Source organism: Enterobacter chuandaensis (assembly GCF_003594915.1).
GTDB lineage: Bacteria > Pseudomonadota > Gammaproteobacteria > Enterobacterales > Enterobacteriaceae > Enterobacter > Enterobacter chuandaensis.
Genome location: NZ_QZCS01000021.1, coordinates 1 through 15,181 on the forward strand (window position 1 = coordinate 1; position 15,181 = coordinate 15,181).

The window sequence follows — 15,181 nt, forward strand, 5'->3', positions numbered from 1 at the left end:
TTCAACTAATTGAGCTGATATGGACCAGCCAGAACAGTTTTTCTGTAGGTGAACCCCATTCGTACAGATGTAGCGAGCACTACCATGATTCATGAAGGAATGCATCGTTCCTCCACATTTATTACACCGTAACACCTGTAGCCCTGACAACAATTTGATTTCTTCTGCTTTGTCTTTCTTAGCTTTGTAGTTGTTTTGTTGCTTACGTTCAGCCAGCGTTAAAAACTCTGCTTCATCTTTACACAACCACGGATAGTAGTTATCAAGTTTGTAAGTAGCACCACCGACATTGATAGTCCTTTCCCCAATCAACGCACGATTATCACGCATTTTCTTTAAAACTTGATAATCCCACTCCTTACCCTTTAAACCGTTAGGATATTTTTCATCGAGATAACGCTTTACTGTATAGATGCCATTCCCATCTAAAAACATGTCTATAGCTTCGCGGGCGATACTCCAGTAAACCGGATGTTCTTTAACCGCTTCATATTGCGAACCTGAATCATCTATCCAAAACGGATGGCGACCAACTGACTTAATGTTTATTGGCAATCCTGCTTTATGACGTTCGACCAAAGCAACAACATTGCCTATAGTCCTGTTTGATTTCGTTTCTGATTCTTCATTGGCACGACTGAACAACAGTAGTGAAATCATTAATTCTGTTGGGTTTTTGTTTACAGAATCAAGTGTATATACCCGCTGATCCATGCCTGTGACGAGTGTCAAACCTAACTCTAACAATTCAATAAACAGTTTCTGTGCAGTAGTTACATTCTGTCTTGTAATGCGGTCCAGATTTTCCACGTATAGCCAGGAATCAGAGGCAATAGCTCCTTGTTTAACTGCATCTATAAAATCCCCTAATTTTCCTGTGCTGGTATTCTTGCCACGAAAAGCACTGACGCCTGGATCTTCGATCTCAACCATTTCCAGCCCAGCATCAGCCGCATATGCTTTCGCGGCTGCAAGCTGCCTGTTTCTGGTTGTCCCTTTGTCCTGGCGATCTGTTGACCACCTGATGTAGCTATAAAGTTGCGGCATCTATATAATCCCCGGCAATGTGAGCAACTGATTGTACAAAAAAATGTCTAAGATTGGATTTATATCATTAGGGTGCCCGAAAAACCTGGTGGATTCAGAACGCATCCTGACCGAACTGCGCACCGAGGGCTATGACGTGGTGCCAAGCTACGACAACGCCGATATGGTGATCGTTAACACCTGCGGGTTTATCGACAGCGCGGTTCAGGAGTCCCTGGAAGCCATCGGTGAAGCCCTGACGGAAAACGGCAAAGTGATTGTTACCGGCTGCCTGGGCGCGAAAGTGGACCAGATCCGCGAAGTGCACCCGAAGGTGCTGGAGATCACCGGCCCGCACAGCTACGAGCAGGTGCTGGAACATGTTCATCACTACGTGCCAAAACCGAAGCACAACCCGTTCCTGAGCCTGGTGCCGGAACAGGGCGTGAAGCTGACGCCGCGTCACTACGCCTACCTGAAAATTTCCGAAGGCTGCAACCATCGTTGCACCTTCTGCATCATCCCATCCATGCGTGGCGATCTGGTGAGCCGTCCGATTGGCGAAGTGCTGGCGGAAGCGAAACGTCTGGCTGACGCGGGCGTGAAGGAGCTGCTGGTCATCTCCCAGGACACCTCGGCCTATGGCGTGGACGTTAAACACCGCTCCGGTTTCCACAACGGCGAGCCGGTGAAAACCAGCATGGTGGGCCTGTGTGAGCAGCTGTCTAAGCTCGGTATCTGGACGCGTCTGCACTACGTCTACCCTTACCCGCACGTTGACGACGTGATCCCGCTGATGGCGGAAGGCAAAATTCTGCCGTACCTGGATATCCCGCTGCAGCACGCCAGCCCGCGTATCCTGAAGCTGATGAAGCGTCCTGGCTCCGTTGACCGCCAGCTGGCGCGCATCAAGCAGTGGCGTGAGATCTGCCCGGAACTGACCCTGCGCTCCACCTTCATCGTCGGCTTCCCGGGTGAAACCGAAGAAGATTTCCAGATGCTGCTCGACTTCCTGAAAGAAGCGCGTCTCGACCGCGTAGGCTGCTTCAAGTACAGCCCGGTAGAAGGTGCAACCGCCAACGAGCTGGCGGATCAGGTGCCGGAAGAGGTGAAAGAAGAGCGCTGGAACCGCTTCATGCAGCTGCAGCAGCAGATCTCTGCTGAGCGTCTGCAGGAGAAAGTGGGCCGTGAGATCATGGTTATCATCGACGAGGTGGACGAAGAAGGCGCGATTGGCCGCAGCATGGCGGACGCCCCTGAAATCGACGGCGCGGTGTACCTGAACGGCGAAACCAGCGTTAAGCCGGGTGATATTATTCGCGTGAAGGTTGAAAACGCGGATGAATATGACCTGTGGGGTAGCCGGGTTTAATCTCACCCCTCTGTTGTAGGCCGGGTAAGGCGTAGCCGCCACCCGGCACATTTCACTGCACTACCCCTTTATCCTCGGATCCAGCGCATCGCGCAGCCCGTCACCCAGCAGGTTAAACGCCAGCACGGTCAGAAAAATCGCCAGACTCGGGAAGATCGCCACGTGTGGCGCAATCACCATATCCGCCCTCGCCTCGTTCAGCATCGCGCCCCACTCCGGCGTCGGAGGCTGCGCGCCTAACCCCAGAAACGACAGGCTCGCCGCCGAAATAATCGACACGCCGATACGCATGGTGAAATAGACCACGATGGACGACACCGTACCCGGTAGAATATGGCTGAACAGAATGGTAGCGTCGCTCGCCCCCATACTGCGGGCGGATTCGATAAAGGTCTGCTGCTTCAGCACCAGCGTGTTGCCGCGCACCAGACGGGCAAACGCCGGAATCGAAAAGACCGCGACCGCAATGATGACGTTCGCCATGCCGCTGCCCATGATCGCCACCACGGCAATCGCCAGCAAAATGCCGGGGAAAGCAAACAGCACGTCACAGATGCGCATGATGATGCGGTCCCACCAGCCCTCATAATACCCGGCGACGAGCCCCAGCACGGTACCGATAGCCGCGCCGATCAGCACCGCGACGACTCCGGCGGCGAGCGAGATCTGCGCACCCACCAGCACGCGGCTAAAGATATCGCGGCCAAGCGAGTCCACGCCGAACCAGTGCAGCATTGAGGGGCCGTCGTTTAGACGGTCGTAGTCAAAATAGTTTTCCGCATCAAACGGCGCCACCCACGGCGCAATCACCGCCACCACAATCAGCAGCAGGACAAAGAGCCCCGCCGCCATCGCGACCGGCTGACGGCGAAAACGCCGCCAGAATTCAGACCACGGGGTGCGGACATGCTCCGGTTTGAGTCCCGGCATCGCGTTCAAAACGGCCTGACGCCGCCAGTTCAACAATCGCATCTTACTTATACCTGATGGCCGGGTTAATGGCGGCGTAGAGCACGTCAACCACTAAGTTGATAAGAATAAATTCCAGCGAGAATAGCAGGACTTCCGCCTGTATCACCGGGTAGTCACGCATCTCGACGGAATCGACCAGCAGGCGTCCCAGCCCCGGCCAGTTGAAGACCTTTTCCACAACGATAGAGCCGCCGAGCAGGAAGCCAAACTGCAGCCCCATCATCGTCACCACCGGGATCATCGCATTGCGGAACCCGTGCTTGAGAATGACCCACTTCTCGCTGACCCCTTTCGCCCGCGCGGTGCGAATATAATCTTCGCTCAGCACGTCAACGAACGAGGCGCGGGTAAAGCGGGCCATCACCGCCGACACGGCAGCCCCCAGCGTCATGGAAGGCAGGATGTAATGCTTCCAGGTATCGGCCCCGACGGTCGGCAGCCAGCCCAGTTCAACGGAGAAGATCTGCATCAGCAGCATCCCCAGCGCGAACGCCGGGAAGGAGATGCCGGTCACCGCCAGCGCCATGCCGAGCTTGTCCGGCCAGCGGTTGCGCCAGACGGCCGCAATAATCCCCGCGCCAAGCCCAAACACCACCGCCCAGCCCATGCTGGCAATCGTTAACCAGAACGTCGGCATAAAGCGGCTGGCAATCTCCTCCGACACTGGACGGCGCGACACCATCGAGATACCAAAATCGCCCTGCAGAACATTGCACATATAGTGCAGAAATTGCATATACAGCGGCTGGTCGAGGCCCAGCTGTTTACGCACCAGCTCAATGACGGTGGCATCCGCTTCGGGCCCTGCAACCAGGCGCGCCGGATCGCCCGGCAGCATATGGACAAATAAAAACACCAGCACCGCCACAATCAGCAGCGTCGGAATAAGCCCCAGCAGGCGTTTACAAACATAATTCAGCATGAGGTTTATTTTAGATCCGCATCGTCAAAGCTAAAGCCCGTATCCGGCATGATGTAGAACCCGGTCAGCGCTTTGTTATGGGCTGAGACCAGTTTCTCCACCACCAGCGGCACCCACGGCGACTCTTTCCAGATAATGTCCTGCGCGTCTTTGTAGAGGCGGGCTTTCTCTTCCGGTTTCGTCGTTTTCAGGGCATCGGCCAGGTCTTTGTCCACCTGCGGATTACTGTAAAATGCGGTGTTGAACAGGGTTGGCGGCCAGTTCTGCGAGGCAAACAGCGGCGACAGCGCCCAGTCGGCTTCCCCGGTCGAAGCCGTCCAGCCGGTGTAGAACATCCGCACGCCGCTCTCTTTCTGTCCTTTCCCCTCAACCTCTGCCGCACGCTGTCCGGCATCCATCGCGGTGACCTGCGCCTTAATACCGACCTGCGCCAGCTGCTGCTGGGTGAACTGCAGCACCTTCTGGGCGGTACTGTGATTATGCGACGACCACAGCGTGGTGCTGAAGCCGTTCGGGAAGCCCGCCTCTTTCAGAAGCTCGCGCGCTTTGGCCGGATCGTACGGCCACGGCTGATAGCTTTGCGCATACGCAATAGACGGCGGCAGCACGCCGGTCGCAGGAGTGGCATAGCCCGCAAAGGCGACCTTCACCAGCGCCTGACGGTTAATGGCATAGTTGATGGCCTCACGCACCTTCGGGTTATCGAACGGTTTTTGCGTAACGTTCATGCTGATGTAGCGCTGCATGATCGACGGGCTGGCGACCAGCTCCAGCTTGCTGTTTTTCTGCAATATCGCGGCCTGCTCATACGGGATCGGGAAGGCAAACTGCGCCTCGCCGGTTTGCAGCATCGCCGCGCGGGTATTGTTGTCCACCACCGGGTGCCAGGTGATGGTGTCGAGCTTCGGCAGCCCCTGCTGCCAGTAGCCAGCGAATTTCTTCACCTTCACAAAGTCGGTCTGATTCCAGGTCACCAGCTCATACGGGCCAGTACCGACCGGGTGAAAACCGATCTCTTTACCGTATTTTTTCAGCGCGGCGGGGGAAATCATCGCCGTCGCCGGATGCGCCAGAATGTTGATAAACGCCGAGAATGGCTCTTTCAGAGTAATTTTTACCGTCGCCGGATCCACCGCCTCGGTGCTGGCGATATTTTTATACAGGTTATAGCGCTTGAGGCTGTTTTGAGGATTGCTGGCACGGTCGAGGTTGACCTTCACCGCCTCCGCATTGAAATCAGTCCCGTCCTGGAACTTCACGCCGGAACGGAGCTTGATGGTATAAACCAGCCCGTCGTCGGACACGGTGTACCCCTCCGCCAGCACATTTTTCAGCTTCATCTCTCTGTCGAGACCAAACAGCCCCTGATAGAACGATTTCGCCACCGCCTGGGAGAGCGTGTCGTTGGCGTCGTACGGATCGAGCGTGGTGAAATTGGAGCCGACGGCAACCACCACATCTTTGGCAGCGAACGCGGGGGCAGCGGCCAGGGCTGCCGTCATGCTCGCGGCTAACAACCATCTACGCGCTACAAATGTAACCATTGTGTTCTCCAGCCTGTTGTAAGTTATAACCGCGAAAACGCATTGTCCTGACGCGGGGGAGCGACGAAATGACCTGGCCCGACCTCGCGCAGCGTCACGCGCTCCACGGCCTCGCCGCGTTTACGAATATTGCTCGGCATTTCATCCTGCAGCAGCACGCGCTGGCCGTGACGGTGCGCGGGATCGGCAACCGGGACCGCCGCGATCAGCTTGCGGGTGTACGGGTGCTGCGGGTTCTCAAACACCGCCCTTCGCGGGCCAATCTCCACGATTTGCCCCATAAACATCACCGCCACGCGATGGCTGATGCGTTCTACTACCGCCATATCGTGCGAGATAAACAGGAAGGCGATTCCCATATCCCGCTGTAAATCCAGCAGTAAGTTGATGATTTGCGCCCGGATAGAGACATCCAGCGCCGAGACCGACTCATCGGCAATCACCACTTTCGGGTTAAGCGCCAGCGCGCGGGCGATGCAGATACGCTGCCGCTGTCCGCCGGAAAACTCGTGCGGGTAACGCCAGGCATGTTCCGGCTTCAGGCCGACGCGCTCCAGCAGCCAGGCCACGCGGCGCTGTGCCGCTTCGCCGTCGAGCAGGTTATGCACCCGCAGCGGCTCCATGATCGAGTACCCTACCGTATGTCGCGGATCGAGGGAGGCATACGGATCCTGGAAGATAAACTGAATATCCCGGCGGACCGCCTGTAATTTATTATCCGGCAGGATGTCGATACGTTCACCGTTAAAGGTTATCGTCCCCTCCTGCGTCTCCACGAGCCTGAGCAGCGCCCGCCCGGTGGTGGATTTCCCGCAGCCGGATTCCCCTACCAGCGCCAGCGTTTCACCCGGCCAGAGATCGAAACTGACGTTTTCCACCGCATGCACTTCGCGCTTCAGGCGGTTGAAAATTCCGCTGCGCAGCGGAAAGCGGGTCACCAGATTGCGTACTTCGAGTATCGGTTTGCCCGGCACCACGGTGTCCTGCTCGCGTTCATCCTCCTGCGGCTCTGTCGCCTCCAGGGAAATCAGCGGAAAGCGGCGCGGCAAATCGCTGCCGTTCATCGCCCCAAGGCGCGGCACCGCCGCCAGCAGCGCGTTGGTGTAAGGATGCACGGGCGCGTGGAAAATCTGCTCAACCGGGCCAGTTTCCACCGCGCTGCCCTTGTGCATCACCAGCACCCGATCGGCGATATCGGCGACCACGCCCATATCGTGGGTGATGAAAATCACCCCCATCTCCATCTCCTGCTGCAGCACTTTGATGAGCTGCAGGATCTGCGCCTGAATCGTCACGTCCAGCGCCGTTGTCGGTTCATCGGCAATCAGCACCGCCGGACGGCAGGAAAGCGCCATGGCAATCATTACCCGCTGGCGCATGCCGCCGGAAAGCTGATGCGGATAGCGTCCCAGAATGGCCTGAGCCTCCGGAATGCGTACCAGCTCCAGCATTCGTCGGGCCTCTTTGAGCGCCTCATCGCCGCTCAGCCCCTGATGCAGCCGTATGGACTCGGCAATTTGCTCCCCGACCGGGAAAACCGGGTTGAGCGAGGTCATCGGCTCCTGGAAGATCATCGCAATATCCGCCCCGCGCACGCCCTGCATCTGCGCGTCACTCAGCTCGTTGACATCAATGACCTGACGGTTACGGCGGCGCAGGAGCATTTTCTCACTGCTGATTTGCCCGCCCGTCTGTTCCAGCAGGCGCATCAGCGCCAGCGCGGTGACCGATTTACCGGAACCGGACTCGCCAACAATCGCCAGCGTCTCGCCGCGCCTGAGCGAGAACGATAAATTTTGTACTGCGGGGATGAACTGCCGCTCTTCCTGAAACGCAATATTCAGTTGGTGGACAGCCAGCACTTCGCAGTTGTCCAGCTCTTCACGATGCGGCACGCGTAGCCCCCTTATTCACGATAGATGCCCGTACTCGGCTCATCACCGGCATAACCCCAGGCGCGGTACATACCTTCGCTGTTGAACGGCAGGGACACGTTGCCCTCACGATCCACCGCAATCAGCCCACCGACGCCGCCCAGCGCAGGCAGCTTCTCCATCACTACGCGCTCGCAGGCCTCGTTCAGGCTCAGTCCGCCGTAATCCATCAGCGCGGTGATGTCGTAGGCCGCGAGGGCGCGTATAAATACTTCCCCGGTGCCGGTACACGACACCGCCGCCGTGGCGTTATTGGCATAGCACCCTGCGCCAGGCAGCGGGCTGTCGCCGACGCGCCCGGGGAGCTTGTTGGTCATACCGCCCGTTGACGTCGCCGCCGCGAGGTTACCGGCTTTATCAAGCGCCACCGCGCCGACCGTGCCCATTTTGGTGGTTTCATCCAGCGGCGCAGCATGGTCAAGCTGCGTCATGCCCGCCGTGCGGTCTTCCAACAGCTGCTGATAGCGTTCTTCCGTGGAAAACAGATCCGGCGATACCGGTTCCATTCCGTGCTCAAAGGCAAATTTCTCCGCCCCGGCGCCCGCCAGCAGAACGTGCGGGCTCTCCTCCATCACCAGACGCGCCGCCAGCACCGGATTTCGCAGATGGCTCACGCCCGCCACGGCGCCCGCCTTGAGGGTGACACCGTCCATCACGCAGGCGTCCAGCTCGTGGGTTTCATCCCGGGTAAAGACCGAACCGATTCCGGCATTAAAGAGCGGACACTCTTCCAGCAGACGCACCGCTTCGGTGACCACATCCAGCGCGCTCTCGCCCGCTTCCAGCATTTTCTGGCCCGTTTCCACAATGGCGTACAGCGCGTCAATGTAGCGCTTTTCCTGCTCGGGACTGAGCTGTGCACGGGTGATTGCCCCTGCGCCGCCATGAATTGCGATTACCGCATTAACCATTCGCATCACCCGTTAGCCTGATTCGCGGCTTTTTCTATAAATATCATTATCGTCGATGAAACTTCAGATGATTTTTGAATATAGAAAGACGCAACAGTGATGTAAAGCGTACAGCCATCGGGTCATACAGTTAGCCGCACTTTTCTGCCATAATGGGCGCTTTCGTTGTTACTCCGCAGGAGCCCACCATGGATTTTACCGCCGGACTGATGCCGCTTGAGACGGCACTCTCGCAGATGCTTGACCGTATTTCTCCGCTGCATGACGTTGAGACGCTGCCGCTTGTGCGCTGTTTTGGTCGTATTGCCGCGCGCGATATCGTCTCGCCGATGAACGTGCCGGGGTTCGATAACTCCGCGATGGACGGTTACGCGGTGCGCCTGGCGGATCTCCAGACGGGTAACGCCCTGCCGGTGGCGGGTAAAGCCTTTGCGGGCCAGCCGTTTGGCGGCGAATGGCCTGCGGGCACCTGCGTGCGCATTATGACCGGCGCGCCGGTTCCGGCTGGCTGCGACGCCGTGGTGATGCAGGAAGAGACCGAACAGACCGACGACGGCGTGCGTTTTACCGCCAGCGTTAAAGCGGGGCAGAATATTCGCCGTACCGGCGAGGACATTACCCTTGGCGCAACGGTCTTTGCCGCCGGACAGAAATTGACGGTCGCTGAGCTGCCGGTGCTGGCGTCGCTCGGCATTGCCGATGTCGACGTTGTCCGCAAGGTGCGCGTGGCGGTCTTCTCTACCGGCGACGAGCTGCAGCTTCCGGGCCAGCCGCTGCAGGACGGTCAGATTTACGATACCAACCGCCTGGCGGTGCACCTGATGCTGGAGCAACTGGGCTGCGAGGTGATTAACCTGGGCATCATTCCTGACGATCCGGATAAACTGCGCGCGGCGTTTATCGAGGCGGACAAATCCGCCGACGTGGTTATCAGCTCCGGCGGCGTATCGGTTGGCGAAGCGGATTACACCAAAACCCTTCTTGAAGAGCTGGGCGAAATCGCCTTCTGGAAGCTGGCGATTAAACCGGGTAAACCGTTCGCGTTTGGCAAGCTCACACACAGCTGGTTTTGCGGCCTGCCGGGTAACCCGGTCTCTGCGGCACTCACCTTCTACCAGCTCGCGATCCCGCTGCTGGCGAAGCTTTCAGGCAACAAAGCCAGCCCGCTGCCGGAACGCCTGCGCGTGCGTGCCGCCACGCGTCTGAAAAAATCACCGGGTCGCCTCGATTTCCAGCGCGGCATTCTGGCGCGCAACGCGGACGGCGAGCTCGAAGTGAGCACCACCGGCCACCAGGGCTCGCACATTTTCAGCTCCTTCAGCCAGGGCAACTGCTTTATCGTGCTGGAGCGCGAGCGCGGCAGCGTAGAGCCGGGCGAGTGGGTTGAGGTTGAGCGCTTTAACCACCTGTTCGGAGGCTGACATGACGGTGGAGCTGAGCGACCAGGAGATGCTGCGCTACAACCGCCAGATTGTGCTGCGCGGGTTTGATTTCGAGGGCCAGGAAGCGCTTAAGGCAGCCAATGTGCTGGTTGTCGGTCTTGGCGGGCTGGGCTGCGCCGCCGCGCAGTACCTTACGGCGGCGGGCGTGGGCAGGATGACGCTGCTGGATTTCGATACCGTGTCGGTGTCCAACCTGCAGCGCCAGACGCTGCACAGCGACGCGACGGTGGGCCAGCCAAAAGTGGAATCCGCCCGCACGGCGCTGGCGCGCATCAACCCTCATTGTGAATTCACCCTGATTGACGCAATGCTGGATGACGACGCGCTGTCCGCGCAGATTGCGCAGCATGACCTGGTGCTGGACTGCACCGACAACGTGGCGATTCGTAACCAGCTGAACGCGGGCTGTTTTGCCCATAAAACCCCGCTGATTTCCGGGGCGGCGATCCGCATGGAGGGGCAAATCAGCGTCTTTACCTACGCGGAAGGTGAACCCTGCTACCGCTGCCTGAGCCGCCTGTTTGGCGAAAACGCGCTAACCTGCGTCGAGGCGGGCGTGATGGCGCCGCTCGTCGGCGTGATTGGCTCACTGCAGGCGATGGAGGCGATCAAAGTGCTGGCGCGCTACGGCACGCCAGCGGCGGGGAAAATCGTGATGTATGACGCGATGACCTGCCAGTTCCGCGAGATAAAGCTGATGCGTAACCCGGGGTGTGAGGTTTGTAGCAAATAAAAAGTCGGGTGGCGGCTCCGCCTTACCCGACCTACAACGGCTCGAACGTAGGCCGGGTAAGCGCCAGCGCCACCCGGCAACAGCATTAGATAGACTTCCGTCCAAACGCCCCCTGCCAGTCCTGCTCAAACTTCACAATCGCCGCATCCACAGCCGGAGAGGTAATAAACTGCTGCGCCACGTCCAGCGGCAGCGTGATGGACTCGCAACCTGCCAGCAGGCAGTCCAGCGCCTGACGCGGGGTTTTAAAGCTCGCGGCCAGCACCTTTGACTGCGGGGCGTGCAGCGTCAGCAGCTGTTGCAGTTCAATCACGGTCTGGATCCTGTCCCCACCCTGCGCGTCCACGCGGTTAACGTAAGGGGCGACATACTCTGCTCCCGCCAGCGCGGAGAGCATCCCCTGCGCGGCACCGTACACCGCCGTGCCCAGCGTCGGGATCCCTTCGGATTTCAGCATCTTGATCGCCGCCAGCCCTTCCGCAGTCACCGGCACTTTCACCACCAGGTCGTTAATGATGGCGCGCAGCTTGCGCGCGTCTTCCACCATCCCTTCGGCTGTGGTCGCCATCACCTGCGCGAACAGACGACCTTTGCCGCCCAGCGCGTCGTGCAGTGCGGGCAGCAACTCGTCGAGCGGCGTTTTACCTGTCGCCACAATGCTTGGGTTAGTGGTCACACCCGCCAGCGGGAAGATAGGCGCCAGCTTTTTGACTGCCACAACGTCAGATGTGTCGAGATAAAGTTCCATGATGTCACCCTCAAAATTAGCCTGCACTTACCCTATCACGACAAAACCTGCTCAGTAGTTGACCTGCATCAAGATTACTTTCATTCGAAAGTAATTTAATCTTCATATGCAAGATGAGAGGCAAAATCATGATCTTCAATATTCAGCGTTACTCTACCCACGATGGCCCCGGCATTCGAACCGTGGTGTTCCTGAAAGGATGCTCGCTGGGCTGTCGCTGGTGCCAGAACCCGGAAAGCCGCTCCCGCAGCCGGGACGTGCTGTTTGACGCGCGTCTGTGCCTGGAGGGCTGCGACCTTTGCCAGCTGGCGGCGCCGGGCTGTATCGAACGCGCGCTGAACGGGCTGGTCATTCACCGTGAGAAGCTTGATGACGCTACGCTCAACGCCCTCACCGACTGCTGTCCAACGCAGGCGCTGACCGTCTGCGGTGAAGAGAAGCAGGTGGATGAGATCATGGCCACCGTGCTGCGCGACAAACCTTTCTACGACCGCAGCGGCGGCGGGATCACCCTCTCCGGCGGCGAACCGTTTATGAACCCAAAGCTGGCGCACGCCCTGTTTAAGGCCAGCCATGAACAGGGTATCCACACCGCCGTGGAAACCTGCCTTCACGTGCCGTGGCATTATATCGAGCCGTCATTACCCTATGTCGATCTGTTCCTCGCCGACCTGAAGCATGTGGATAGCGCGGTGTTTAAACAGTGGACCGACGGCTCGGCCAGGCGGATCCTGGACAACCTGAAACGCCTTGCCGCGGCCGGGAAAAAAATCACCATCCGCGTGCCGCTGATCCAGGGCTTTAATGCGGACGAAGCGTCCATCACCGCCATTACTAACTTCGCCGCCGACGAGCTCGGCGTCGGGGATATTCATTTTCTGCCGTATCACACGCTGGGCATGAACAAATACACCCTGCTCGGCCAACCCTACTCTGCCCCTGACAAACCGCTGGATAACCCTGCCCTGCTGGACTTCGCACAGCAGTACGCCTGCCAGAAAGGGTTAACCGCGACCTTACGAGGATAAACCTATGACCACCCTGAATCTCAACACCCTCAGCGAACGTATTAAAGCGCATAAAATGGCGCTGGTGCATATCGTCAAGCCGCCGGTCTGTACCGAGCGCGCACAGCATTACACCGAAATGTACCAGCAGCACATGGACAAGCCGATCCCGGTGCGTCGCGCGCTGGCGCTGGCGCATCACCTGGCGGAACGTACCATCTGGATCAAACACGACGAGCTGATTATCGGCAACCAGGCCAGCGAAGTGCGCGCCGCGCCGATTTTCCCGGAATACACCGTCTCCTGGATTGAGAAAGAGATTGACGATCTGGCGGACCGCCCGGGCGCGGGCTTTGCGGTAAGCGAAGAGAACAAGCGCGTGCTGCATGAGATCTGCCCGTGGTGGCGCGGCCAGACGGTGCAGGATCGCTGCTACGGCATGTTCACCGACGAGCAGAAAGGCCTGCTGGAAACCGGCATTATCAAAGCCGAAGGCAACATGACCTCCGGCGACGCGCACCTGGCCGTTAACTTCCCGCTGGTGCTGGAAAAAGGCCTCGACGGCCTGCGCGCCAAAGTGGCCGAGCGCCGCTCGCGCATCAACCTGACGGTGCTGGAAGACCTGCACGGCGATCAGTTCCTGAAAGCGATTGATATCGTGCTGGAAGCCGTGAGCCTGCACATTAAACGCTTCGCCGATCTGGCACGTGAGATGGCATCTACCGAGACCCGCGAAAGCCGCCGCGACGAGCTGCTGGCGATGGCGGAAAACTGCGACGTGATTGCCCACGAGCCGCCAAAAACCTTCTGGCAGGCGCTGCAGCTGTGCTACTTCATTCAGTTGATCCTGCAGATTGAGTCCAACGGCCACTCCGTGTCGTTTGCGCGTATGGACCAGTACCTTTACCCGTTCTACCGCCGCGACGTGGAGCTGGACCAGAGTCTGGACCGCGAGCACGCCATCGAGCTGCTGCACAGCTGCTGGCTGAAGCTGCTGGAAGTGAACAAGATCCGCTCCGGCTCCCACTCCAAGGCCTCCGCCGGTAGCCCGCTGTACCAGAACGTCACCATCGGTGGTCAGAAGCTGGTCAACGGTGAGCCGATGGACGCGGTGAACCCGCTCTCCTACGCGATTCTGGAATCCTGCGGTCGTCTGCGCTCCACCCAGCCAAACCTGAGCGTGCGCTACCACGCGGGCATGAGCAACGACTTCCTCGATGCCTGCGTACAGGTGATCCGCTGCGGCTTCGGGATGCCCGCGTTCAACAATGATGAAATCGTGATCCCGGAATTCATCAAGCTCGGCGTTGAACGCGACGACGCCTACGACTACGCGGCCATCGGCTGCATTGAAACCGCCGTGGGCGGCAAGTGGGGCTACCGCTGCACCGGCATGAGCTTTATCAACTTCGCCCGCGTGATGCTGGCCGCGCTGGAAGGCGGACGCGACGCCACCAGCGGCAAAGTGTTCCTGCCGCAGGAGAAAGCGCTCTCCGCCGGTAACTTCGATAACTTCGATGAAGTGATGGCGGCGTGGGACAGCCAGATCCGCTACTACACCCGCAAATCCATCGAGATCGAGTATGTGGTAGACACCATGCTGGAGGAGAACGTCCACGATATTCTCTGCTCGGCGCTGGTGGACGACTGCATCGAACGCGCGAAAAGCATCAAGCAGGGCGGCGCGAAGTATGACTGGGTTTCCGGCCTGCAGGTGGGTATCGCCAACCTCGGCAACAGCCTGGCAGCGGTGAAAAAGCTGGTGTTTGAGCAGGGCGCTATCGGTCAGCAGCAGCTGGCGGCGGCGCTGGCGGATGACTTCGACGGGCTGACCCACGAGCAGCTGCGCCAGCGCCTGATCAACGGCGCACCGAAGTACGGCAACGACGATGACAGCGTGGACATGCTGCTGACGCGCGCCTATCAGACCTATATTGAAGAGCTGAAGCAGTACCACAATCCGCGCTACGGCCGCGGCCCGATTGGCGGTAACTACTACGCGGGCACGTCGTCTATCTCCGCGAACGTGCCGTTTGGCGCGGCAACGATGGCGACGCCGGACGGACGTAAGGCGCATACCCCGCTGGCGGAAGGGGCAAGCCCGGCTTCCGGTACCGACCACCTCGGCCCGACGGCGGTCATCGGCTCGGTCGGTAAACTGCCTACCGAGGCAATACTCGGCGGCGTGCTGCTGAACCAGAAGCTGAACCCGTCGACGCTGGAAAACGACAGCGATCGCCAGAAGCTGATGGTGCTGCTGCGCACCTTCTTCGAGGTGCATAAGGGCTGGCATATTCAGTACAACATCGTCTCCCGCGACACGCTGCTGGACGCGAAGAAACACCCGGACCAGTACCGCGACCTGGTCGTGCGTGTGGCGGGTTACTCGGCGTTCTTCACCGCCCTGTCGCCGGATGCGCAGGACGATATTATTGCGCGTACTGAGCATACGCTGTAAAAAAACGCCCGGTGGCGCTGCGCTTACCGGGCCTACAATTCTCCCCGTAGGCCGGGTAAGGCGAAGCCGCCACCCGGCTTTCTGACTTTCATTCGAAATTAAATTTGTGCTC

12 protein-coding genes are annotated in these 15,181 nt (G+C 58.9%); 5 read left to right on the top strand and 7 right to left on the bottom strand.

The window, feature by feature from the left end:
• Positions 1-1,047, bottom strand: a 1,047-nt coding sequence (locus D5066_RS21770; protein ID WP_133300925.1) for a recombinase family protein, incomplete at its 3' end; no start/stop codon positions are given.
• 43 nt (positions 1,048-1,090) lie between these two features.
• Here D5066_RS21770 and rimO point away from each other — a divergent pair.
• Positions 1,091-2,398: a 30S ribosomal protein S12 methylthiotransferase RimO gene (gene rimO, locus D5066_RS21775; RefSeq protein ID WP_119917188.1), complete on the top strand. Its 1,308-nt coding sequence runs from the start codon at positions 1,091-1,093 to the stop codon at positions 2,396-2,398.
• Between the two features lie 60 nt (positions 2,399-2,458).
• On the opposite strand, the gene gsiD is transcribed toward rimO, so the two are convergent.
• The 5 genes from gsiD to iaaA are packed head-to-tail and all read right to left on the bottom strand — an operon-like array spanning position 2,459 to position 8,681.
• Positions 2,459-3,370, bottom strand: a complete 912-nt coding sequence (gene gsiD / locus D5066_RS21780; protein WP_119917189.1) for a glutathione ABC transporter permease GsiD — start codon at positions 3,368-3,370, stop codon at positions 2,459-2,461.
• Position 3,371: 1 nt separating this feature from the next.
• Entirely contained in the window at positions 3,372-4,292 is a 921-nt protein-coding gene (gene gsiC / locus D5066_RS21785; RefSeq protein ID WP_061098770.1) for a glutathione ABC transporter permease GsiC, read from the bottom strand.
• Positions 4,293-4,297: 5 nt separating this feature from the next.
• Entirely contained in the window at positions 4,298-5,836 is a 1,539-nt protein-coding gene (gsiB, locus tag D5066_RS21790) for a glutathione ABC transporter substrate-binding protein GsiB (protein WP_119917190.1), read from the bottom strand.
• Positions 5,837-5,859: 23 nt separating this feature from the next.
• Positions 5,860-7,731: a glutathione ABC transporter ATP-binding protein GsiA gene (gsiA, locus tag D5066_RS21795; protein ID WP_119917191.1), complete on the bottom strand. Its 1,872-nt coding sequence runs from the start codon at positions 7,729-7,731 to the stop codon at positions 5,860-5,862.
• 11 nt (positions 7,732-7,742) lie between these two features.
• Positions 7,743-8,681, bottom strand: coding sequence for a beta-aspartyl-peptidase (gene iaaA, locus D5066_RS21800; RefSeq protein WP_119917217.1), 939 nt, complete (start codon positions 8,679-8,681; stop codon positions 7,743-7,745).
• A 188-nt stretch (positions 8,682-8,869) separates the two neighbouring features.
• Here iaaA and moeA point away from each other — a divergent pair, with 188 nt between their 5' ends.
• Positions 8,870-10,102 (top strand): molybdopterin molybdotransferase MoeA, encoded by a 1,233-nt coding sequence (gene moeA / locus D5066_RS21805; RefSeq protein WP_119917192.1) that lies wholly within the window; start codon positions 8,870-8,872, stop codon positions 10,100-10,102.
• Position 10,103: 1 nt separating this feature from the next.
• The gene (gene moeB / locus D5066_RS21810; RefSeq protein WP_119917193.1) at positions 10,104-10,856 is read left to right on the top strand and encodes a molybdopterin-synthase adenylyltransferase MoeB; all 753 of its coding nucleotides are present in this window, start codon (positions 10,104-10,106) and stop codon (positions 10,854-10,856) included.
• Between the two features lie 85 nt (positions 10,857-10,941).
• Here moeB and fsa read toward each other — a convergent pair whose 3' ends face one another.
• Positions 10,942-11,604 carry a fructose-6-phosphate aldolase gene (gene fsa, locus D5066_RS21815; protein WP_119917194.1) on the bottom strand — a complete coding sequence of 221 codons (663 nt, stop codon included), beginning with the start codon at positions 11,602-11,604 and terminating at the stop codon, positions 10,942-10,944.
• Positions 11,605-11,732: 128 nt separating this feature from the next.
• On the opposite strand from fsa, the gene D5066_RS21820 reads away from it, so the two are divergent.
• Positions 11,733-12,632, top strand: coding sequence for a glycyl-radical enzyme activating protein (locus tag D5066_RS21820; protein WP_119917195.1), 900 nt, complete (start codon positions 11,733-11,735; stop codon positions 12,630-12,632).
• Positions 12,633-12,636: 4 nt separating this feature from the next.
• Positions 12,637-15,069 carry a formate C-acetyltransferase/glycerol dehydratase family glycyl radical enzyme gene (locus D5066_RS21825; protein ID WP_119917196.1) on the top strand — a complete coding sequence of 811 codons (2,433 nt, stop codon included), beginning with the start codon at positions 12,637-12,639 and terminating at the stop codon, positions 15,067-15,069.
• Positions 15,070-15,181 lie beyond the last annotated feature (112 nt).

Coding starts and splice junctions, on each gene's coding strand:
- gsiC (WP_061098770.1), bottom strand. CDS start 4,292: ATGCTGAATTATGTTTGTAAACGCCTGCTGGGGCTTATTCCGACGCTG.
- moeA (WP_119917192.1), top strand. CDS start 8,870: ATGGATTTTACCGCCGGACTGATGCCGCTTGAGACGGCACTCTCGCAG.
- gsiB (WP_119917190.1), bottom strand. CDS start 5,836: ATGGTTACATTTGTAGCGCGTAGATGGTTGTTAGCCGCGAGCATGACG.
- D5066_RS21825 (WP_119917196.1), top strand. CDS start 12,637: ATGACCACCCTGAATCTCAACACCCTCAGCGAACGTATTAAAGCGCAT.
- moeB (WP_119917193.1), top strand. CDS start 10,104: ATGACGGTGGAGCTGAGCGACCAGGAGATGCTGCGCTACAACCGCCAG.
- fsa (WP_119917194.1), bottom strand. CDS start 11,604: ATGGAACTTTATCTCGACACATCTGACGTTGTGGCAGTCAAAAAGCTG.
- gsiD (WP_119917189.1), bottom strand. CDS start 3,370: ATGCGATTGTTGAACTGGCGGCGTCAGGCCGTTTTGAACGCGATGCCG.
- rimO (WP_119917188.1), top strand. CDS start 1,091: ATGTCTAAGATTGGATTTATATCATTAGGGTGCCCGAAAAACCTGGTG.
- iaaA (WP_119917217.1), bottom strand. CDS start 8,681: ATGGTTAATGCGGTAATCGCAATTCATGGCGGCGCAGGGGCAATCACC.
- D5066_RS21820 (WP_119917195.1), top strand. CDS start 11,733: ATGATCTTCAATATTCAGCGTTACTCTACCCACGATGGCCCCGGCATT.